The organism is Leptospira interrogans (assembly GCF_900156205.1).
In the GTDB taxonomy this organism is placed as follows: Bacteria; Spirochaetota; Leptospiria; order Leptospirales; family Leptospiraceae; genus Leptospira; species Leptospira interrogans.
In genome coordinates, this window is the sequence record NZ_FTNA01000040.1 from 1 (window position 1) to 14,846 (window position 14,846).

Genomic DNA, 14,846 nt, shown 5'->3' on the forward strand with positions numbered 1-14,846 from the left:
GAAAGCCACGTCCTTCATCGCGTCCTGATGCCCGGGCATCCCCCGTACGCCCTTTCTTACTTGACCATATTACGAAACAAATAACGTTCCCGTTATTCGCTTTTGATCTCGTTTGGGCTATCTTCTCACTCAAGAGAAAAAGCATTTTATTTAACCTGTAGAATGATGTGTAGCTGTAAAAATTTTTTGAATTACCGATCTCGTTCGAGATATGAATGTCGCCCGAATCTCTTTCGTGAGCAACATCAACTCAATCAAAATTGTCTTTGCTAATCTTTACATTTTTTGTGTTCTCAAGAGCACCTCTACTCTCAAGAACCTCTCTATCGCAGTATATATGTTGTTAATGAACTTAAGTCTTCCCAAAACAAATTTCTTTTACTTAGTATGGAATCAATGCTCCAAACGAAGAAGAAAATTGCCCAGTTATACAGATTACGCTGTCTCATTTTTGAAACAGCCGTAGGGACCAAAGTATAAATCACATCTTTCTAAGTCAAATGCATTTTGTAAAAATTCTTCTCTTATTGCAAAATATGGAAATGAGACCAGAAAGTTAAATGGCGAATTTGTGGGATACAATAGTTCCTACAAATTGCACTCCTATCTTTGAATTTATGATCATTTTTGTAAGAGATTTTAAACTTCTAACTTTTGGAACAAACTTGCAGTTTGTAGTGAAGCCTTTATAAAATTAATTTTTGATTTGATAATGCTCACATAACAACAGTATTCACTCAGAGAAATTTTATTATGTGAGTTCAACTCGGTGTAAGAAAACGAGAAAGAACTTTTTAAAAGTATGAGCTCCTACAATTTTAGAATTTGTTCGTAAAATCGGGATTTGCGGGAGTTCCCACATTTTAGGAATCGAGATCACAACTTTTTTAGAAAAATGAACCATGGATTCCTTACGTCGAACTCACGTTAAACTAAAAATCTCACAACCAATATTCGACAATCGTAATAGTTCCCACAAAATTCGGTCATCACAATGAAGATTCGTTTTTTGTAATCTGGATTACTCTGGGAGTTCCCACACGATCTGCAAAACTAAGATCTCAACTTTTTTTAGAAAAATAAATCATGCTCTTATACCGAACTCACATTCAATAAAAGACGACTATCCTCTTTAGAGTTGTCCCAAATCCTAAACACCAACCCTAGAGAGGTGTTTGCTGAGTTACTTCGAGTACCTGCTTGAACTACACTCAGTAAATTCCTCTAAAGATCGGCATTTGAGATTTGAATTTCACAAAATGTGGAAACTACTATGAAAATTTAACAACATTAGAACTGCTCGAAAATTCACAAATGACCAAATGCAGCCTAATTTGTAGGAACTACTGTATTTTATTAAGAATCTCTAAAAGCGCATGAAAACAGTATCAAAATTAATGATCCATTTTACAAAGATTTAGAAGTTCTCGAAAATTGTATCTAACCCAGAATTATTGGTTTTTTTGTAGGATATCCTAATTTCAGAAACAACTCATAGTATCAACTTTCATACTACTGAGTAATGCTTACTATATCTAAGAACTTGTCCCAAAACCTCAAGATGTGGGAACTCACACAAAAATTTAACAATATTAGAATTACTGAAGGTTCGCAAATTACCAAAGGTGACGGTTTTTGTAGGAACTATTGTGTTTTATTAAAAATTTCTAAAAAACTATTATCTAAATTCTTTAAGGTTTTGAGACAAGTTCTAAGTTTTAGAAAATTTTTTTCAACTCACTCTATCAAAATCTATTTCAAATAAGAAATACGATTCATAAGAGACTAACGTAAGATGATTAATCTAATAAATTCTGGAATATACAAATATCAGGAAATACATTTACAGTTATATACGGCAAAAATGAAACTACTGAGCAAAAACTTTGACGCGAAGAAAAATTTACAGTGGGGATTAGCAAAATTACCTCAACTGTCCATTTCAATACAACGAAAACAAATGGAAAATTAATTTTTCAACAACTCTATTCAAGAAACGACAAAACTACCCACGGAAAAATTAAAAAAAGATTATATAGTATAAGAAACTGAAGTCGATACAAAAAGATATATGCCTTCTTACTAATCCCATAAATTAAGTACCGTAAATCTTCATTATAAAGCTCTGCTTTAATACAAAATGTTAGGTATTTATTACACAGCCTGAGGTAAAATTTTATTTCTTTTTTCGAATTTTTCTGCCGTAAATCCAACCCATTAAAATACAAGGATACCCCAACCAAGCCGCTATATTTGCATAAAAGTTAGAATGATTTTCGGAAAGACTTGGAACTTGCAAAATTAAGCCGCCTAATAAAAGAAGAATATGAACTTCCGTATATTTAGAATTTTGAACGAAACGATATTTTCCCAACCCACAACCCGTTAAAAACGCGATCAGCCCCAAAAAGATTCCTATTTTTCCTAAGATCAAAGAAAAATCCTGAAAAAATAAAGAATTCAAAAAATTGAATATAGGAAAAAAATTTTTACAACTTAAAAGTAAGATAGAAACAATTCCCAAAATGGAATGAAGCTTGAATCTACATTTTGTCTTCAAAGTAAAATTAATTTCAATTATTACTATTCTCCACTGGCAATTGGAACCGGTTCATTTTCTGGAAGTAGACTCGTTGCCAAAACCTCTGGGGTTTCAAGAGGAGTAGAATTTTTTGATAAAGTATTTTGCATTATTTTAAAATAGTAATACATTGGTATAGAAAGAAATGTGAAGCCAACTCCCCAAAAGGCCTCCGTCGGTTTATTCCAAAGTAATGTCGCAATAATACCAAAATTGGAGGCGATATATAAATAAGTTGTATAAGGATATCCTGGAATTCTAAATTTCAATTTGTAATTTCTTTTTTCAAAAAGAATCGGCGTATACGCTGTAATCGTAGCGAGAAGTAATGTAGAACAAGTAATTAGGTAAAGAAGACTTTCTATCTCCTTTACAAAACAAAATAAACAAGCATAACCACATTGAAAGAGAAGTGACATATAAGGACTTTTATGTTTAGAATGCAACTTTGCCATATTCTGAAAAAAGAATCCGTCTCTTGCCATAGCAAAATAAATTCTTGAACCTCCTATGATATAAGCTGAGATTGAAGCTAAAAAAGCCCAACAAATAAAAACAGTGATGAAAACAGTTGCTTTAGGACCAAACAAAGCAGATGACGCTGTAATTCCTATTTTATCCCCCGATAATTCTGAAAGAGTTCCGGAACTCAAAAAAAGGAAGTTCATTAGAATATAAAGAATAGTAACTAACGCACAGGAATATAAAACCGCTTTATAAATATTCTTATCCGGATCTTTGACTTCTTCTGCAACATAAGTTATCATATTCCACCCAAGATAAGAATATGTCACGGGAATCACTCCCGCAAACAAAAGTTCAAATCCTTTTAAATCAGAAGGAAACAAAGAGAATGATTTAAATCGAGAAATATCATAATTTCCAATGACAAATCCCAAAATTACAAAAGATACCAAACCTAAAATTTTTACGCTTGTGAATAAATTTTGAATTCTAGATGCAGTGGAAATTCCAAAAAAATTGACGATCGTAAATACAAGAATTGCGCTCATCGCCAAAATCTGTGCAGTTCCAATCGAAATCGTTAATCCTAAAAACGGAATTTCAAAAAAATAAATATCCCAAGAAGGATTAATTAATGAAAAAAACGATTTAGAAAATGCTAATGCAGATAGAGAAATCGAAGCCGAAAAATTGATAGAAAGAGAAAGCCATCCACTTGCAAATGCGACAATCGGCGAATAGGCTTCTTTTAGATAAACATAATCTCCTCCAGCATAAGGAAAAAGTGAAGCAGATTTTGCATAAGACATTGCTCCCGCTACTGCAAGAAATCCTCCTAAGATCCAAGCGAGTAAAACGATATTAGGATTTGGAACCTGATGAAGAATATATCCAGTTGTGATAAAGATCCCCGGTCCTACCATGGAACTAAACATAAGTGATATAGAATCGAATAAATTGAGGGATCTCTTGAGCTGCGTCATTTTCTGACAGTATGATAGTTCCGTCACCATGAACAAGGATTTTTCCTTTTATAGTTTTTTTTTAAATTTAGAAAGGTAGCTAATAGTATTAGAATTGTTTTGGTTGCACTATCCATGTCTATTAGAAGCTTATGATTTTAGTTGTTTTAAGCCGTTTTTTAGATAGTTTTTAGTGTTTTTTAAATCTGTTTCTTTCAAAAAGATTTTATATTTTGTTTAAAAATCCAAAAGGAAATTTATTTAGAACTATATAACAGAGTACCTAATATTTTATACTCAAATAGCTATTGGCGAAAATTTTCGGTACTCAATTTTATAGAAATCAACGCTAAACTGTAAACCTTTCAATTTTTTAAGCCACTTACAAAGTAACATGGAAACGGATTCAACGAAAAAGATTCACAATATCGATCGACTCTACTTTCTTAATCTTTTTATGATTTAGAAATTTTACGATTCGAACGCATGAAAAAGATACTATACCGTGCTCATTTCAAAACTTAGAAGTGAGCCCTTCAAAAAAGCCAATAATTCTAGGTTTGACGCAACTTCGCGAGGACTTCTATATTTTTAAAAAATTACCTGTTAACTTTGGTACCATTTTCACGCGTCCGAGTAGTAAGTTTGTATAAAAATGCGAAGACTCTATTATCGAACGGTTTTAGAAGTTATTAGAATTGTTGAAAAATTAATTCTCCATCTGTTTCTATTTTATGGAAACGGTCAATTGAAGCAGTTTTGTTAATCGGAACTAGGGAATTTTTCAACAACTCTATTGTCAAATATTTCAAGTTGGGTAAAAACCCATCCAAAGACAATTCTTATAACTTCTTTTTCAGATTCTAAAGTGAATGTTATATACGCGACCTTAGCATTAACCGCTTAATTAGCATAGTTGCATAGACTCCTGAAGGGAGTCGAAAAGATATTTTAACTTTCCTTTTTCCAGGATGCTGATCGTCTTCTTCAAAATCGCCAATTTGAAAATCATTTGGAAGTATTCTCACTTTTCGTTCAAAAGAATTCATTTTAATAATTGGAAAAGGGGAACTATCCAAAACCGATTCGGTCAATCCGTTTTGATTTAGTATTTTCTTTAAAGTATCTATTTCTTTTTTAGAATATTCTAATTTATAAATTCCTGGATTACCTGGAACCGGAAGATTTTTGGAAAATGGAACGGATTGAATAGAGGATTCTCCCGGAAAAAACAAAGGGCCAGTTTTTGTTTTAATCCAAACTCCAGTAAAATTGTCGGAAATGAAAATTTCGGATACAAATTCGTTCCAGATCAAAGACTGAAACGAAGAAACTAACATCAATAATTCTTCTTCCGGAAATCGAAGAATCAAATCGGAATAGGTTTTTTGTGTCGGTTTTTTTTCTTTTTTTAAATTGGAAAAAATATTTTTTTCCAATTTGCTCTTAGACCATTTTTCACACTGAGACCAATTTCCCCAAAGGTCATAAAGAATTTTTTTTCTGTCCCGAGCCTGTTTTTTTTCTCCAGGAAAAGGATCTGTCAGAATCAGCTTTAGACAAGTTTCCGCGTCTCCTTTAAAAAACGGTAAAATAGGAAGCCGGAACTCCGAGTGAAAGCGACTAAATCGTTGTGAATCGTAATAGTTAATAAAACCGTTTTTAGTAATCTTTTCGAAATTATTTCGAATCGATTCGATTTCTTTTTCGAGCAAATTTCTTAGAACAAGTTGAAATCGATTGCCAACATTTAATTCTGTACTTAACGATTTTTTACTAAAACCAATTTTATCCAATTGAATTACCTTTGTGAGTTCTTTAGGAACCCTCAAAGGTTTTTGACAACTTATGTATTGAGAAGTAGAAGCGTGACGATCTTTTTTTCCGGCATAACCGATTTCAAAAATAGAAACTTTAGACTCTTTAGAAATCCTCAGAAGCGCGTCTAACGTATTCCAACCAGATTTTTGAAGCCTAAAGATCATCCATTTCCCAGTTTTTTGGATCAAATCTGAAGGAAGAATCTCCTCAACCTGAAAATCTTCTGGTGTTTGTTTCAAATCATAGACTAAAAAACCGCTAAATGGCTGCACAAGTTCCAAAACATAGAAACCACAAATAGAAACAATCTTGAATTCAAAAATTCCTTGACTGTCAAAGTAGTTTGAAATTAAATAGTTTAAATTTAAAGTATTTATGGGAACCCACTATAAAGGAAATAGTCGCGAAACAGCGGTTTTAAACGCGTTTATCAAACTCAGCCGGTGTTCCGACTCAATTCGTCAATTGGAAGAAAAAGTATTTTCTAAGTACGGATTGACCACAGGCCAATTCGGTTGTTTAGAAACTTTACTCCATTTAGGTCCCATGTGCCAAAAAGAAATCGGACAAAAGTTATTTTCCTGCGAAGGCAACATTACTCAGATCGTCGATAACCTCGAAAAAAGAAAATTAGTACAAAGAGTTAGAAGCGAAGAAGACAGACGTTATATCATCATTCATCTAACTTCCGAGGGGAAAAAACTCATTCAGAAAGCGTTTCCCGATTTATTAAATTCTTTAGTTCACAAGTTCGGAAATTTATCGGAAAACCAACTTTTGGATTTAGGAGATTTTTGTAAGGAAATCGGATTAAAAACGATATGAATCCTTTACTTATCCAGAAAAAAAATATTAAAACTAATACATTGATTTTAGAATTTTTATAAGAATGAATCCTAATACTTCGAATCAAAATAGTTTAATATTCAAATATACTCTTTGTAATCAAATAATTGCTTCTTTTAACAAAAAATATATAAAAATTCCTAAATCAAAAATTAAAAATATCAACTTCTTTTATTTAATACGACTTTATCTATCTGAAAGGCAATTTAAGAAAAACGTTTGGACAAGTTTTTTATTTCCGGCGGATTTTATCTCACATTCTATCTTTCTAAAATACTTGAAAACTCTTATACTACTAAAAAACTTTTCCTACTGAAAAAGAAATACTCAATACTTTAAATTTAAATTATTTATCATCAAAGAACAAAACTACAAACTTGGAATCATTTAGGAGGAAATAAAATGCTTCAAAAATTTTTTAAGACGGATTCAGACTTAGGATCTTTAATCCTTAGACTAGTTGCAGGAATTGTAATATTTCCGCACGGAGCTCAAAAACTATTAGGTTGGTTTGGAGGTTACGGATTTTCGGGAACCATGGGATATTTTATAGGACAAGGAATTCCTGCGCCAATCGCATTTTTAGTTATTATCGGAGAATCTCTCGGAGCACTTGGGCTTATCTTCGGTTTTCTGACAAGATTATCTGCTTTTGGAATCGGAATCATCATGATCGGAGCAGCTCTGATTCATTTACCAAACGGTTTGTTTATGAATTGGTTTGGAAATCAGCAGGGAGAAGGATATGAATTTCACCTTCTTTTCATAGCAATTTCTTTGGCACTTTTGGTCAAAGGCGGAGGAAAAGCTTCCGTAGATTCACTGATAGAAGAAAAACTAAACTAAAAGTTGATTTCAAAAAAAACTTCTACTCGCTCTCGAAAGATTTAGATACGATTACTATAATTTTTTTCGAGAGCGGTAAAGCGAACTGCAGACGATCTGTTATATATGTAATAATATTATAATATATTTAAATAATATCGCATAATAAAACGATTAAATTTTTTTGGATTTTTTTACTGCCATCATAAAAATTAAAAATCTATTTTATAAAAGTTTTTTATACTTTTAAAAATTCTCTTAAAAACTTGTCCCAAATCCTAAACACCGATCCATAGAGAGGCGTTTGTTGAGTTACTTCGAGCGCCTATAGAAGCGTAACGCTGAGTTTCCACCAATCCGTGAGATTGAGTTTCACAAAAATATGGGAACTACTGCGAAAATTTAACGACATTAGAACTACTCGAAAGTTTACAAATTGCTAAATGCGACTAACTTGTAGGAACTACTGCATTTTATTAAAAATTTCTAAAGAATGATCGCATAAAATTCTTTGAGGTTTTGGGACGAGTTCTGAGTACCCAATATTTTACTTTGAAACAGGACTTTGTAATAAAACTTTTTTATACTCAATTTTATAGGGATCAGTCAATTAGTTAGAATCCTAGAAACATGACAAATTTTAAGTTTCTGTAACTGTAAGTTTTAAAAAATACCTTATTCTTTCAGGTTGATAAAATTCCTAATGGATCTTAGAATTGAAGAATGAATCCGATCGTTACTCACTCCGAAAAGGAGTCAAAATTTTACGCTGAAATAGACGGGTTTCAATCCTATCTTTTTTATAAAGAAGAAGGTGATATTTGGAATTTAATTTCTACTTATGTTCCTTCTGAACTTAGAGGAAAGGGCCTTGCAGCAGACCTTGTTCGAACCACTTTAGATAAAGCTCGTTCCTTAAATAAAAAAATCATTCCGAGTTGTTCTTATGTGGTAACTTTTTTAAACAGAAATCCTACTTATAATGATTTAATCGCAAAATGATTCATCATATCGCAATTGGTTCTCCAAACATAGAAACGCTTGAAAAGTTTTACGAATCACTCCCCGGTTTGAAAAAAATACGGATCAATAAAAATACAGATCAGTCTATTCGATCCATTTGGTTTATTGCGGGTGATACGATTTTAATGTTAGAAATTGATAATATTTGTAAAGGCCCCAAAGCTTTGATTTTTTCCGCATCCGATTTAAAGCCTGAAGATTTAGGAACTCTTCCCAATTGGATTCAAGAAACCGAATATACTAAATATTTTAAGGACCCAGATGGAAATCTTTTGGGTTATTCTTCTTATCCAAACCCTTGGCCTTTTTGATCTTGTATTTTGCAGTAGTTCCCACAGTTTACGTCACATTACAGATTTTTAAACATTCATTTTTTATAATTCATATGAGTTTGGTAGTTCCAATGTAAAAAAATTATTATGTTGTGTCTCTAAAATACGATCCATATAGAGCGTTTTACTGAGTTTCAACGTAACATCTAAGTTTTTATTCACCCAGATTTTCTTATACCGAATTTATCTTATTTAAAATTTTAAGGCAAAATTTTAAATTGAATTCAAAATACCACGTGCCGCTATATAAGAAGTGGTCCAAGCATTCTGAAAATTAAAACCGCCGGTAACTCCATCCACATCTAAAACCTCACCTGCAAAAAAAATTCCCGGAACGATTTTGCTTTCCATTGTTTTAAAATTCACTTCTTTGCGACTCACTCCTCCACAGGTAACAAACTCATCTTTAAATTCCCCTTTTCCCGAAATTCTAAATCTTGCGTCGGTTAGCTCTTCGGTAATTACGTGTAAATCCCTAGACGACAACCCAGACCATTTTTTAGAAAAATCTATAAAATGAATTTCTAATATTCTTTCCCAATATCTTCTAGGAAGACCGAGGATCGGAGTTTTAGAGACAAATTTGGACGGATGAAGTTCTTTTTCTTTTTCAATCTTTTTTCGAACCTCATCCTTTTTCATTCCAGGAACAAAATTGATTTTTAAAATTGTATCGTATTTTTTCTCAAAGAGCTCTCTTGCACCTTTTGCGGAAAGTTTTAAAACTGAAGGCCCACTTACGCCCCAGTGTGTGATCAATAAAGGTCCTAGTTGCGAATAACCAAATTCAACCAACGAACATTCCACATTTTCAAAAGCAAGTCCAAATAAATTTTCCAGACGAGCATCTGAAATTTTAAAAGTAAACAAAGAAGGAACCGGCTCTACTATCGTATGTCCCAGCGCATCGAGCCAATTCCAAGCCTTTCTACCGGAACCAGTAGCAAATAGTATTTTATTAAATTCTAATGTTTCTCCTGTTTTAAGCTCGATTTGAAAGTTGGAATTCGACTCAGAAATCACCGAATGAATTTCCATATGAGTCTTCAATTTTACTCCGTTTTTTTTAGCCTCTTGAAACAAAGTTTGGAGGATCGTTTCGGAAGAATCAGTAATCGGGAACATCCTTCCATCTGCCTCTGTTTTCAAAATTACCTCACGCTCTTCATACCATCGAATCGTATCCTTGGGGCCGAAAGTCTCAAAAGCCCAGCGAAGTTCTTTTTCTCCTCTGGGATAATTTTTACTCAGGGTTTCGGGATCTAGGCAATGATGCGTAACGTTACACCTTCCTCCACCTGATATTTTTACCTTGGAAAGAAATTGTTTTCCTTTTTCTAAAAGAATAACTTCGCAAGTTCCTTCGGAAGCAATTTGAATCGCTCCAAAAAAACCTGCCGCTCCGCCCCCAATCACAGCTATCTTTGGTCGTTCTTCCGACCTAGAATTCATAATAAAAAAACCTCTTTTGAATTTTTTATCGGATTTTATTTTAAGATGATTCCTATTTTAGAAATGTTGTAAGTGTTAAATACAAAACTTACTTTTCAGATTTCAGAAGAATAACCTTATTCATCCTATGCGCAGTCAAATATTTTCATTAAATCACTATTATTATATTTAAATTTTATAAACTATGAATGATTTTTTTTGATCTATCTATGGATAATTATTACTTTTATAAACCATTTTCTATTTCTGTAACTTCATCTATTCTTATTCATCTTGATTTCGGTTTAATAGAAAGACAGCAAGAACGGCAAAAGTTCCACCTATAGTCGTAGTAAAACTCGGATTTTCATTCAGAAAAATCCAACTACCCAAAAGAGCCGTAGCAGGAACTAAAAAGATAAACGAACTCGCAGCTCTAGAACCCAACTTAGAAGAAGCAAAAAAATAAACCGTAGTTCCAAAAGTTGTAGATATGACTGAAAGATAAAGAATATGAAACCAAAAATTAGCTCCGGCATTCAGTGCGTTTTCTAATCCATGCGGCAATGCGATAAAGAAGTCCAATAAGGTCCCAATTGCAAAAACGTAAAAGCTATATAAAAGTGGAGAAACGTTTTGACCCGCTCTATGACTGTTTATACTTAAAAAAGCCCAACTAAACGCACAAAGAAGAAAGAAAATATTACCAGAATTGAATAAAGAATTTAAATTTAGTTCCCAAATCCTAAGAAGAATACAGCCGCCTACCAGACCAAGTAAAAGTCCAATCCCTTCCCGGATAGAAGGTAATTTCTTTTGTAAAGTATGAACAAATACGTAAGTAAAGATTGGATTCATCGTGGTCACAAGAACACCTCCCGCTCCGGCAAGCCCATTCTTTAAACCCAAAAGAAAAAACTGATTGTAGGCTGTATAAAGTATTCCCCCGATGATAACTTGAAAACATACTTTAAAATTCGGTAGCCTAAAGGATTCCTTTCTATAGAAAACGATTGGAAGAAGTGAAATAGCAGTCGCCAAAAATCTCCAGAAGATAATCACATTTGGATGTTGAGTCCCTACGATTAGTTTAGCAGAAGGCCAAGCAAAACCCCAAGAGATCATTGCGATCACAAGAAAAAAATAAAATTTCGTACTAGCATTGTTAGAGGGCATTGATGAACCGTTTTACCAATCTTGAAAATGGAAAATTAGATTCAATCTTTACTTTATAGTTTAATATAAGAACATTAGAAAGAATTTTTTTAATAAACCGAAAATACAGAGTGTTAGTACTCAGATACGATTTTATTCTTTAGTGCAGTAGTTCCCACATTTTCAAAATTTCACCGTAAAATCCAAATTTGTAAGAGTTCCCACAATTAACATCGCTGTAAATTATTTATAAATGGAAAAACGGATTGATCATTAAAAGCCGAAAAGGAGTTCTCAAATCCTAAAAGCTTATCCCAAAACACCTCAAAAATGTGGGAACTACTCGAAAGTTCACAAATTGCCAAATGCAACTGAATTTATAGCATCACCAACCCCACAAGTTGAATAGATTTTAGAATCAAAATGAACTCAACAGAACGGGCTTTCTATGGATCGCCGTTCTGGGCTCAAAAAGGCACATTTTTCAAGTGTTCCGACAAGAATGAGTCTTTTTACTTGCAAAAAGTATGTTTTTCTGATAAAGAAAACTTTTCCACCTCCTCCCCCACCCAAAAATAGGAAAAACTCAACACAACGCTTTCCTATGGGTCGCGTTGTGAGGCGGGAACTAAGTTTTACAGAAGATTTGTCGTAATTCCGACAGATTTATATTGAGATCCAATTATTTGTGGGGTTGGTTATGAATTTATAGGAACTACTGCATTTTATTAAAAATTTCTAAAGAAAATTATCGTGTAAATTTTTTGAGGTTTTGGAACAAACTCTAAAAATTTTTTAGGGTCTTAAGGAAAATATCTTCAATAAAATCCCAAAATGAAGATTCTCAAATCAAGTCTCCGAATGAAATCTCCATTTAACCGTGGCAATCCAATTCAACCTGAAAAGAAATGATAAATTCTTAAATTTAAATTGAATTCTTAGAACGATTTCTATGTTCTCTCACGAGCTCCGGAAGTTTAGACATCGAAGAATGAATTCTATGCATTTCAATCGCAGGTTTTGCAGGAATTCCAAAATAAGCAACTTTCTCAACGCTGTCTTCACCGAGAGCAGACATACCCATAAGAATAGAACCCTTTTTCATAGTGATTCCCTGTAAAACCGCAGCTTGACCACCCATGATAACTCCATCTTCCAAAGTAACGGAACCCGCAAGAACGGTCCCACCGGCAATAAATACGTAATCCCCTACTTTGCAATTGTGAGCAATGTGAACATGATCATCAAACTTAGTATGATTTCCGACAGTTGTAGTTTCAATCGTTGCCCTATCCACAGTACAACACGCCCCCATTTCAACATAATCTCCAACGACTACGTTTCCTATCTGAGGAATTTTATAACGTACTCCTTCCTTATCATAAAAACCAAACCCATCTGCACCGATCACCGTATTCGCATGAATAAGATTGAACTTTCCAAGAATACAACTATAACCTACAACAACCCCAGATTTTAAAATGGTACCTTCACCGATCTTCGCACCGTTTTCAATGACAACGTTCGGATAAATAAAACAATTATCTCCGATTTCCACATTTTCGTGAATCACAGCGAAATCCATAATTGTAACGTTTTTGCCCAAACGGACATTTTTATGAATGCTTGCTTTATCAGAAATAAAAGGAGGAGGAAGTTTCGGCTTCTTTTCAAAAAGAGAAAGCAACTCTATAAATTTAAGTCTTGCTTGTTGTTCTAAAACCACTAAGGCGGTAGGAAACTCACCAGCCAAAGAAGGAATCGTAAGTGCTAACTGAACCTGTTTTACTTTCGGATTACCGATTAGGTGTTTTTTCGCTTCGATATAATAAATTCGATCGGGTAGAATATCGGAATGATTTTCAATATCTCCGATTCCGCTGATTTCAATTTCTCCGTCACCCTTTAGTTCTACGCCCAATATTTCCGCTAAATTTTTGGCTTTCATCGGATCAAATTCTTATCATATAAAAAAGGAATTCAACTCGTTTTTTTCATTTTATTCATTTGCAACAAAAAGAATCCGAATTATAAAAGAATTAAAATTGTTTCAAAAGATTGCAAAAATGTTTTATAATCTGAAACCTTTTAGTCTTTTTAAAACAGACACTGTTTGTTAATTTAACGTGAATTTGGTGTAAAAATCTAAAAAGAGAATTTCTTACTCAGATAGTCAGATCCAGAACAACCATTGATCAAAAAATTCTAAAATCATCTTAGTTCGGTGTAAGATTTTCGTTTTATAGACTTAATTTTTCTGTAGAAAATAAAATGTGGGAACCACCACAAATCCGAGTTTTACAGTAAAGCTTCGAAAATGTAGGAACTCCCCGAAATACGAATATTTAAGGTTAATGAATCCTGTAGAAACTCTCACAAATTCAAATTTTTACAGATAAATTCTAAAATTGTAGGAACTCATACTTTTAGAGAATCTTTTCTCATTTCCTTACGCCGAACTCACCGTTATTTAATAAAGCTGGGAGTTCCCACATTTCTAGTGTTAGTTTCTTTGAAGTTTTAAAAACAAGATTTTTAAATCAGCGATAAGACGAATTCATAAAGCGTCATTTTTTTTTGCGTTTGTTACTAGCCACTTTTAAAGTTTTTGATTTTTTCTCAGAACCGTCTTGTTTTTCGTCAAACTGAAAATAAAATTCGATTGATTTACCTAAAATTTTAAAAATTCTCCAGAACTCGATCACATCCAATCTTCGCTCCCCAGATTCAATTTTAGAAATATAAGACTGAGGTTCACCTAAACGTTTTGCAACTTCAAGTTGAGTAAGCTTGGAATTCTTTCTGGCCGCGATTAAATTTTTACAAAAAATCTTCGCTTCCCTTGAATGTAAAGATTTAAACAAAACGTATTCATTTTAAATCCTGGAATAGAATATACCAAAATGGGATATTTTAATGATTCATAAACTGATCATCCTCACAAATTTGGTTTTTCTTTTAAATTTTCAATATGATTATCAAATTTATATATATTTTCTCTATTTCATGACATCCAAATTAAAACTTCATTTTATAGAGATTTTCTTAATTAGAGTTGTTGAAAAATTCCATAGCGATGGTTAACAAAACTGCTTCAATCGATTATTTCATAAAACAGAAACAAGATGAAGAATTAATTTTTCAACAATTCTATTTAAAGTTTTATAAAATGAAACTCAACAAATCTAAATGATTAGCATTTTACAATTCGAATTAAAATCTGTTCATAAACACACATCCCTCTAAACAAAAAATCTCTTAGAAATTTCTAATCAAATGCTGTAGTTCCTACAGATTACGTCACATGGTACCGATTTACAATTTTTACTACTGATCTCTAGAAAATTGAGTACCGTTAATTTTATCACAAAACGCTGATTCTATGTAAAACATTAGGTACCTTAT

The 14,846-nt window shown here is 32.8% G+C and carries 13 protein-coding genes; 6 read left to right on the forward strand and 7 right to left on the reverse strand.

What is annotated here, in order from left to right; translation table 11 throughout:
- Window positions 1-2,176: 2,176 nt before the first annotated feature.
- From BW942_RS19495 to truD, 3 genes are all read right to left on the reverse strand, one after another.
- Window positions 2,177-2,560: a hypothetical protein gene (locus BW942_RS19495; RefSeq protein WP_000849919.1), complete on the reverse strand. Its 384-nt coding sequence runs from the start codon at window positions 2,558-2,560 to the stop codon at window positions 2,177-2,179.
- Window positions 2,561-2,583: 23 nt separating this feature from the next.
- On the reverse strand, window positions 2,584-3,981 hold the full coding sequence (locus BW942_RS19500) for an APC family permease (protein ID WP_000493032.1): 1,398 nt from the start codon (window positions 3,979-3,981) through the stop codon (window positions 2,584-2,586).
- 902 nt (window positions 3,982-4,883) lie between these two features.
- Entirely contained in the window at window positions 4,884-6,110 is a 1,227-nt protein-coding gene (gene truD / locus BW942_RS19505) for a tRNA pseudouridine(13) synthase TruD (protein WP_000424589.1), read from the reverse strand.
- 94 nt (window positions 6,111-6,204) lie between these two features.
- Between truD and BW942_RS19510 the strand changes: the two genes are divergently transcribed.
- The 5 genes from BW942_RS19510 to BW942_RS19530 all read left to right on the forward strand — a co-directional run bounded on the left by BW942_RS19510 (window position 6,205) and on the right by BW942_RS19530 (window position 8,834).
- A complete protein-coding gene (locus BW942_RS19510) occupies window positions 6,205-6,654 on the forward strand; it encodes a MarR family winged helix-turn-helix transcriptional regulator (RefSeq protein WP_000536657.1) in 450 nt (149 codons plus the stop codon).
- Between the two features lie 64 nt (window positions 6,655-6,718).
- Window positions 6,719-6,991 (forward strand): hypothetical protein, encoded by a 273-nt coding sequence (locus BW942_RS19515; RefSeq protein WP_001069285.1) that lies wholly within the window; start codon window positions 6,719-6,721, stop codon window positions 6,989-6,991.
- Between the two features lie 86 nt (window positions 6,992-7,077).
- Window positions 7,078-7,521, forward strand: a complete 444-nt coding sequence (locus tag BW942_RS19520; protein ID WP_000939462.1) for a DoxX family protein — start codon at window positions 7,078-7,080, stop codon at window positions 7,519-7,521.
- Window positions 7,522-8,223: 702 nt separating this feature from the next.
- Entirely contained in the window at window positions 8,224-8,502 is a 279-nt protein-coding gene (locus tag BW942_RS19525) for a GNAT family N-acetyltransferase (protein ID WP_001068357.1), read from the forward strand.
- Complete coding sequence (locus tag BW942_RS19530; protein ID WP_000581246.1) at window positions 8,499-8,834, forward strand: VOC family protein; 336 nt, start codon at window positions 8,499-8,501, stop codon at window positions 8,832-8,834. Before BW942_RS19525 ends, BW942_RS19530 begins: the two co-directional genes overlap by 4 nt.
- A 234-nt stretch (window positions 8,835-9,068) precedes the next feature.
- On the opposite strand, the gene BW942_RS19535 is transcribed toward BW942_RS19530, so the two are convergent.
- From BW942_RS19535 to lpxD, 3 genes are all read right to left on the reverse strand, one after another.
- On the reverse strand, window positions 9,069-10,307 hold the full coding sequence (locus BW942_RS19535; protein ID WP_001088655.1) for a BaiN/RdsA family NAD(P)/FAD-dependent oxidoreductase: 1,239 nt from the start codon (window positions 10,305-10,307) through the stop codon (window positions 9,069-9,071).
- 264 nt (window positions 10,308-10,571) lie between these two features.
- On the reverse strand, window positions 10,572-11,462 hold the full coding sequence (locus BW942_RS19540; RefSeq protein ID WP_001139790.1) for a DMT family transporter: 891 nt from the start codon (window positions 11,460-11,462) through the stop codon (window positions 10,572-10,574).
- A 904-nt stretch (window positions 11,463-12,366) separates the two neighbouring features.
- The gene (gene lpxD / locus BW942_RS19550; protein ID WP_000644954.1) at window positions 12,367-13,389 is read right to left on the reverse strand and encodes a UDP-3-O-(3-hydroxymyristoyl)glucosamine N-acyltransferase; all 1,023 of its coding nucleotides are present in this window, start codon (window positions 13,387-13,389) and stop codon (window positions 12,367-12,369) included.
- Between lpxD and BW942_RS19555 the strand changes: the two genes are divergently transcribed.
- The gene (locus tag BW942_RS19555; protein ID WP_000864080.1) at window positions 13,379-13,561 is read left to right on the forward strand and encodes a hypothetical protein; all 183 of its coding nucleotides are present in this window, start codon (window positions 13,379-13,381) and stop codon (window positions 13,559-13,561) included. The genes lpxD and BW942_RS19555 overlap by 11 nt on opposite strands.
- Before the next feature lie 447 nt (window positions 13,562-14,008).
- Here BW942_RS19555 and BW942_RS19560 read toward each other — a convergent pair whose 3' ends face one another.
- Window positions 14,009-14,305, reverse strand: coding sequence for a helix-turn-helix domain-containing protein (locus tag BW942_RS19560; RefSeq protein WP_000477068.1), 297 nt, complete (start codon window positions 14,303-14,305; stop codon window positions 14,009-14,011).
- Between the last annotated feature and the right edge of the window lie 541 nt (window positions 14,306-14,846).

Coding starts and splice junctions, on each gene's coding strand:
- BW942_RS19500 (WP_000493032.1), bottom strand. CDS start 3,981: ATGTTTAGTTCCATGGTAGGACCGGGGATCTTTATCACAACTGGATAT.
- BW942_RS19510 (WP_000536657.1), top strand. CDS start 6,205: ATGGGAACCCACTATAAAGGAAATAGTCGCGAAACAGCGGTTTTAAAC.
- BW942_RS19515 (WP_001069285.1), top strand. CDS start 6,719: ATGAATCCTAATACTTCGAATCAAAATAGTTTAATATTCAAATATACT.
- BW942_RS19520 (WP_000939462.1), top strand. CDS start 7,078: ATGCTTCAAAAATTTTTTAAGACGGATTCAGACTTAGGATCTTTAATC.
- BW942_RS19525 (WP_001068357.1), top strand. CDS start 8,224: ATGAATCCGATCGTTACTCACTCCGAAAAGGAGTCAAAATTTTACGCT.
- BW942_RS19530 (WP_000581246.1), top strand. CDS start 8,499: ATGATTCATCATATCGCAATTGGTTCTCCAAACATAGAAACGCTTGAA.
- BW942_RS19535 (WP_001088655.1), bottom strand. CDS start 10,307: ATGAATTCTAGGTCGGAAGAACGACCAAAGATAGCTGTGATTGGGGGC.
- BW942_RS19540 (WP_001139790.1), bottom strand. CDS start 11,462: ATGCCCTCTAACAATGCTAGTACGAAATTTTATTTTTTTCTTGTGATC.
- lpxD (WP_000644954.1), bottom strand. CDS start 13,389: ATGAAAGCCAAAAATTTAGCGGAAATATTGGGCGTAGAACTAAAGGGT.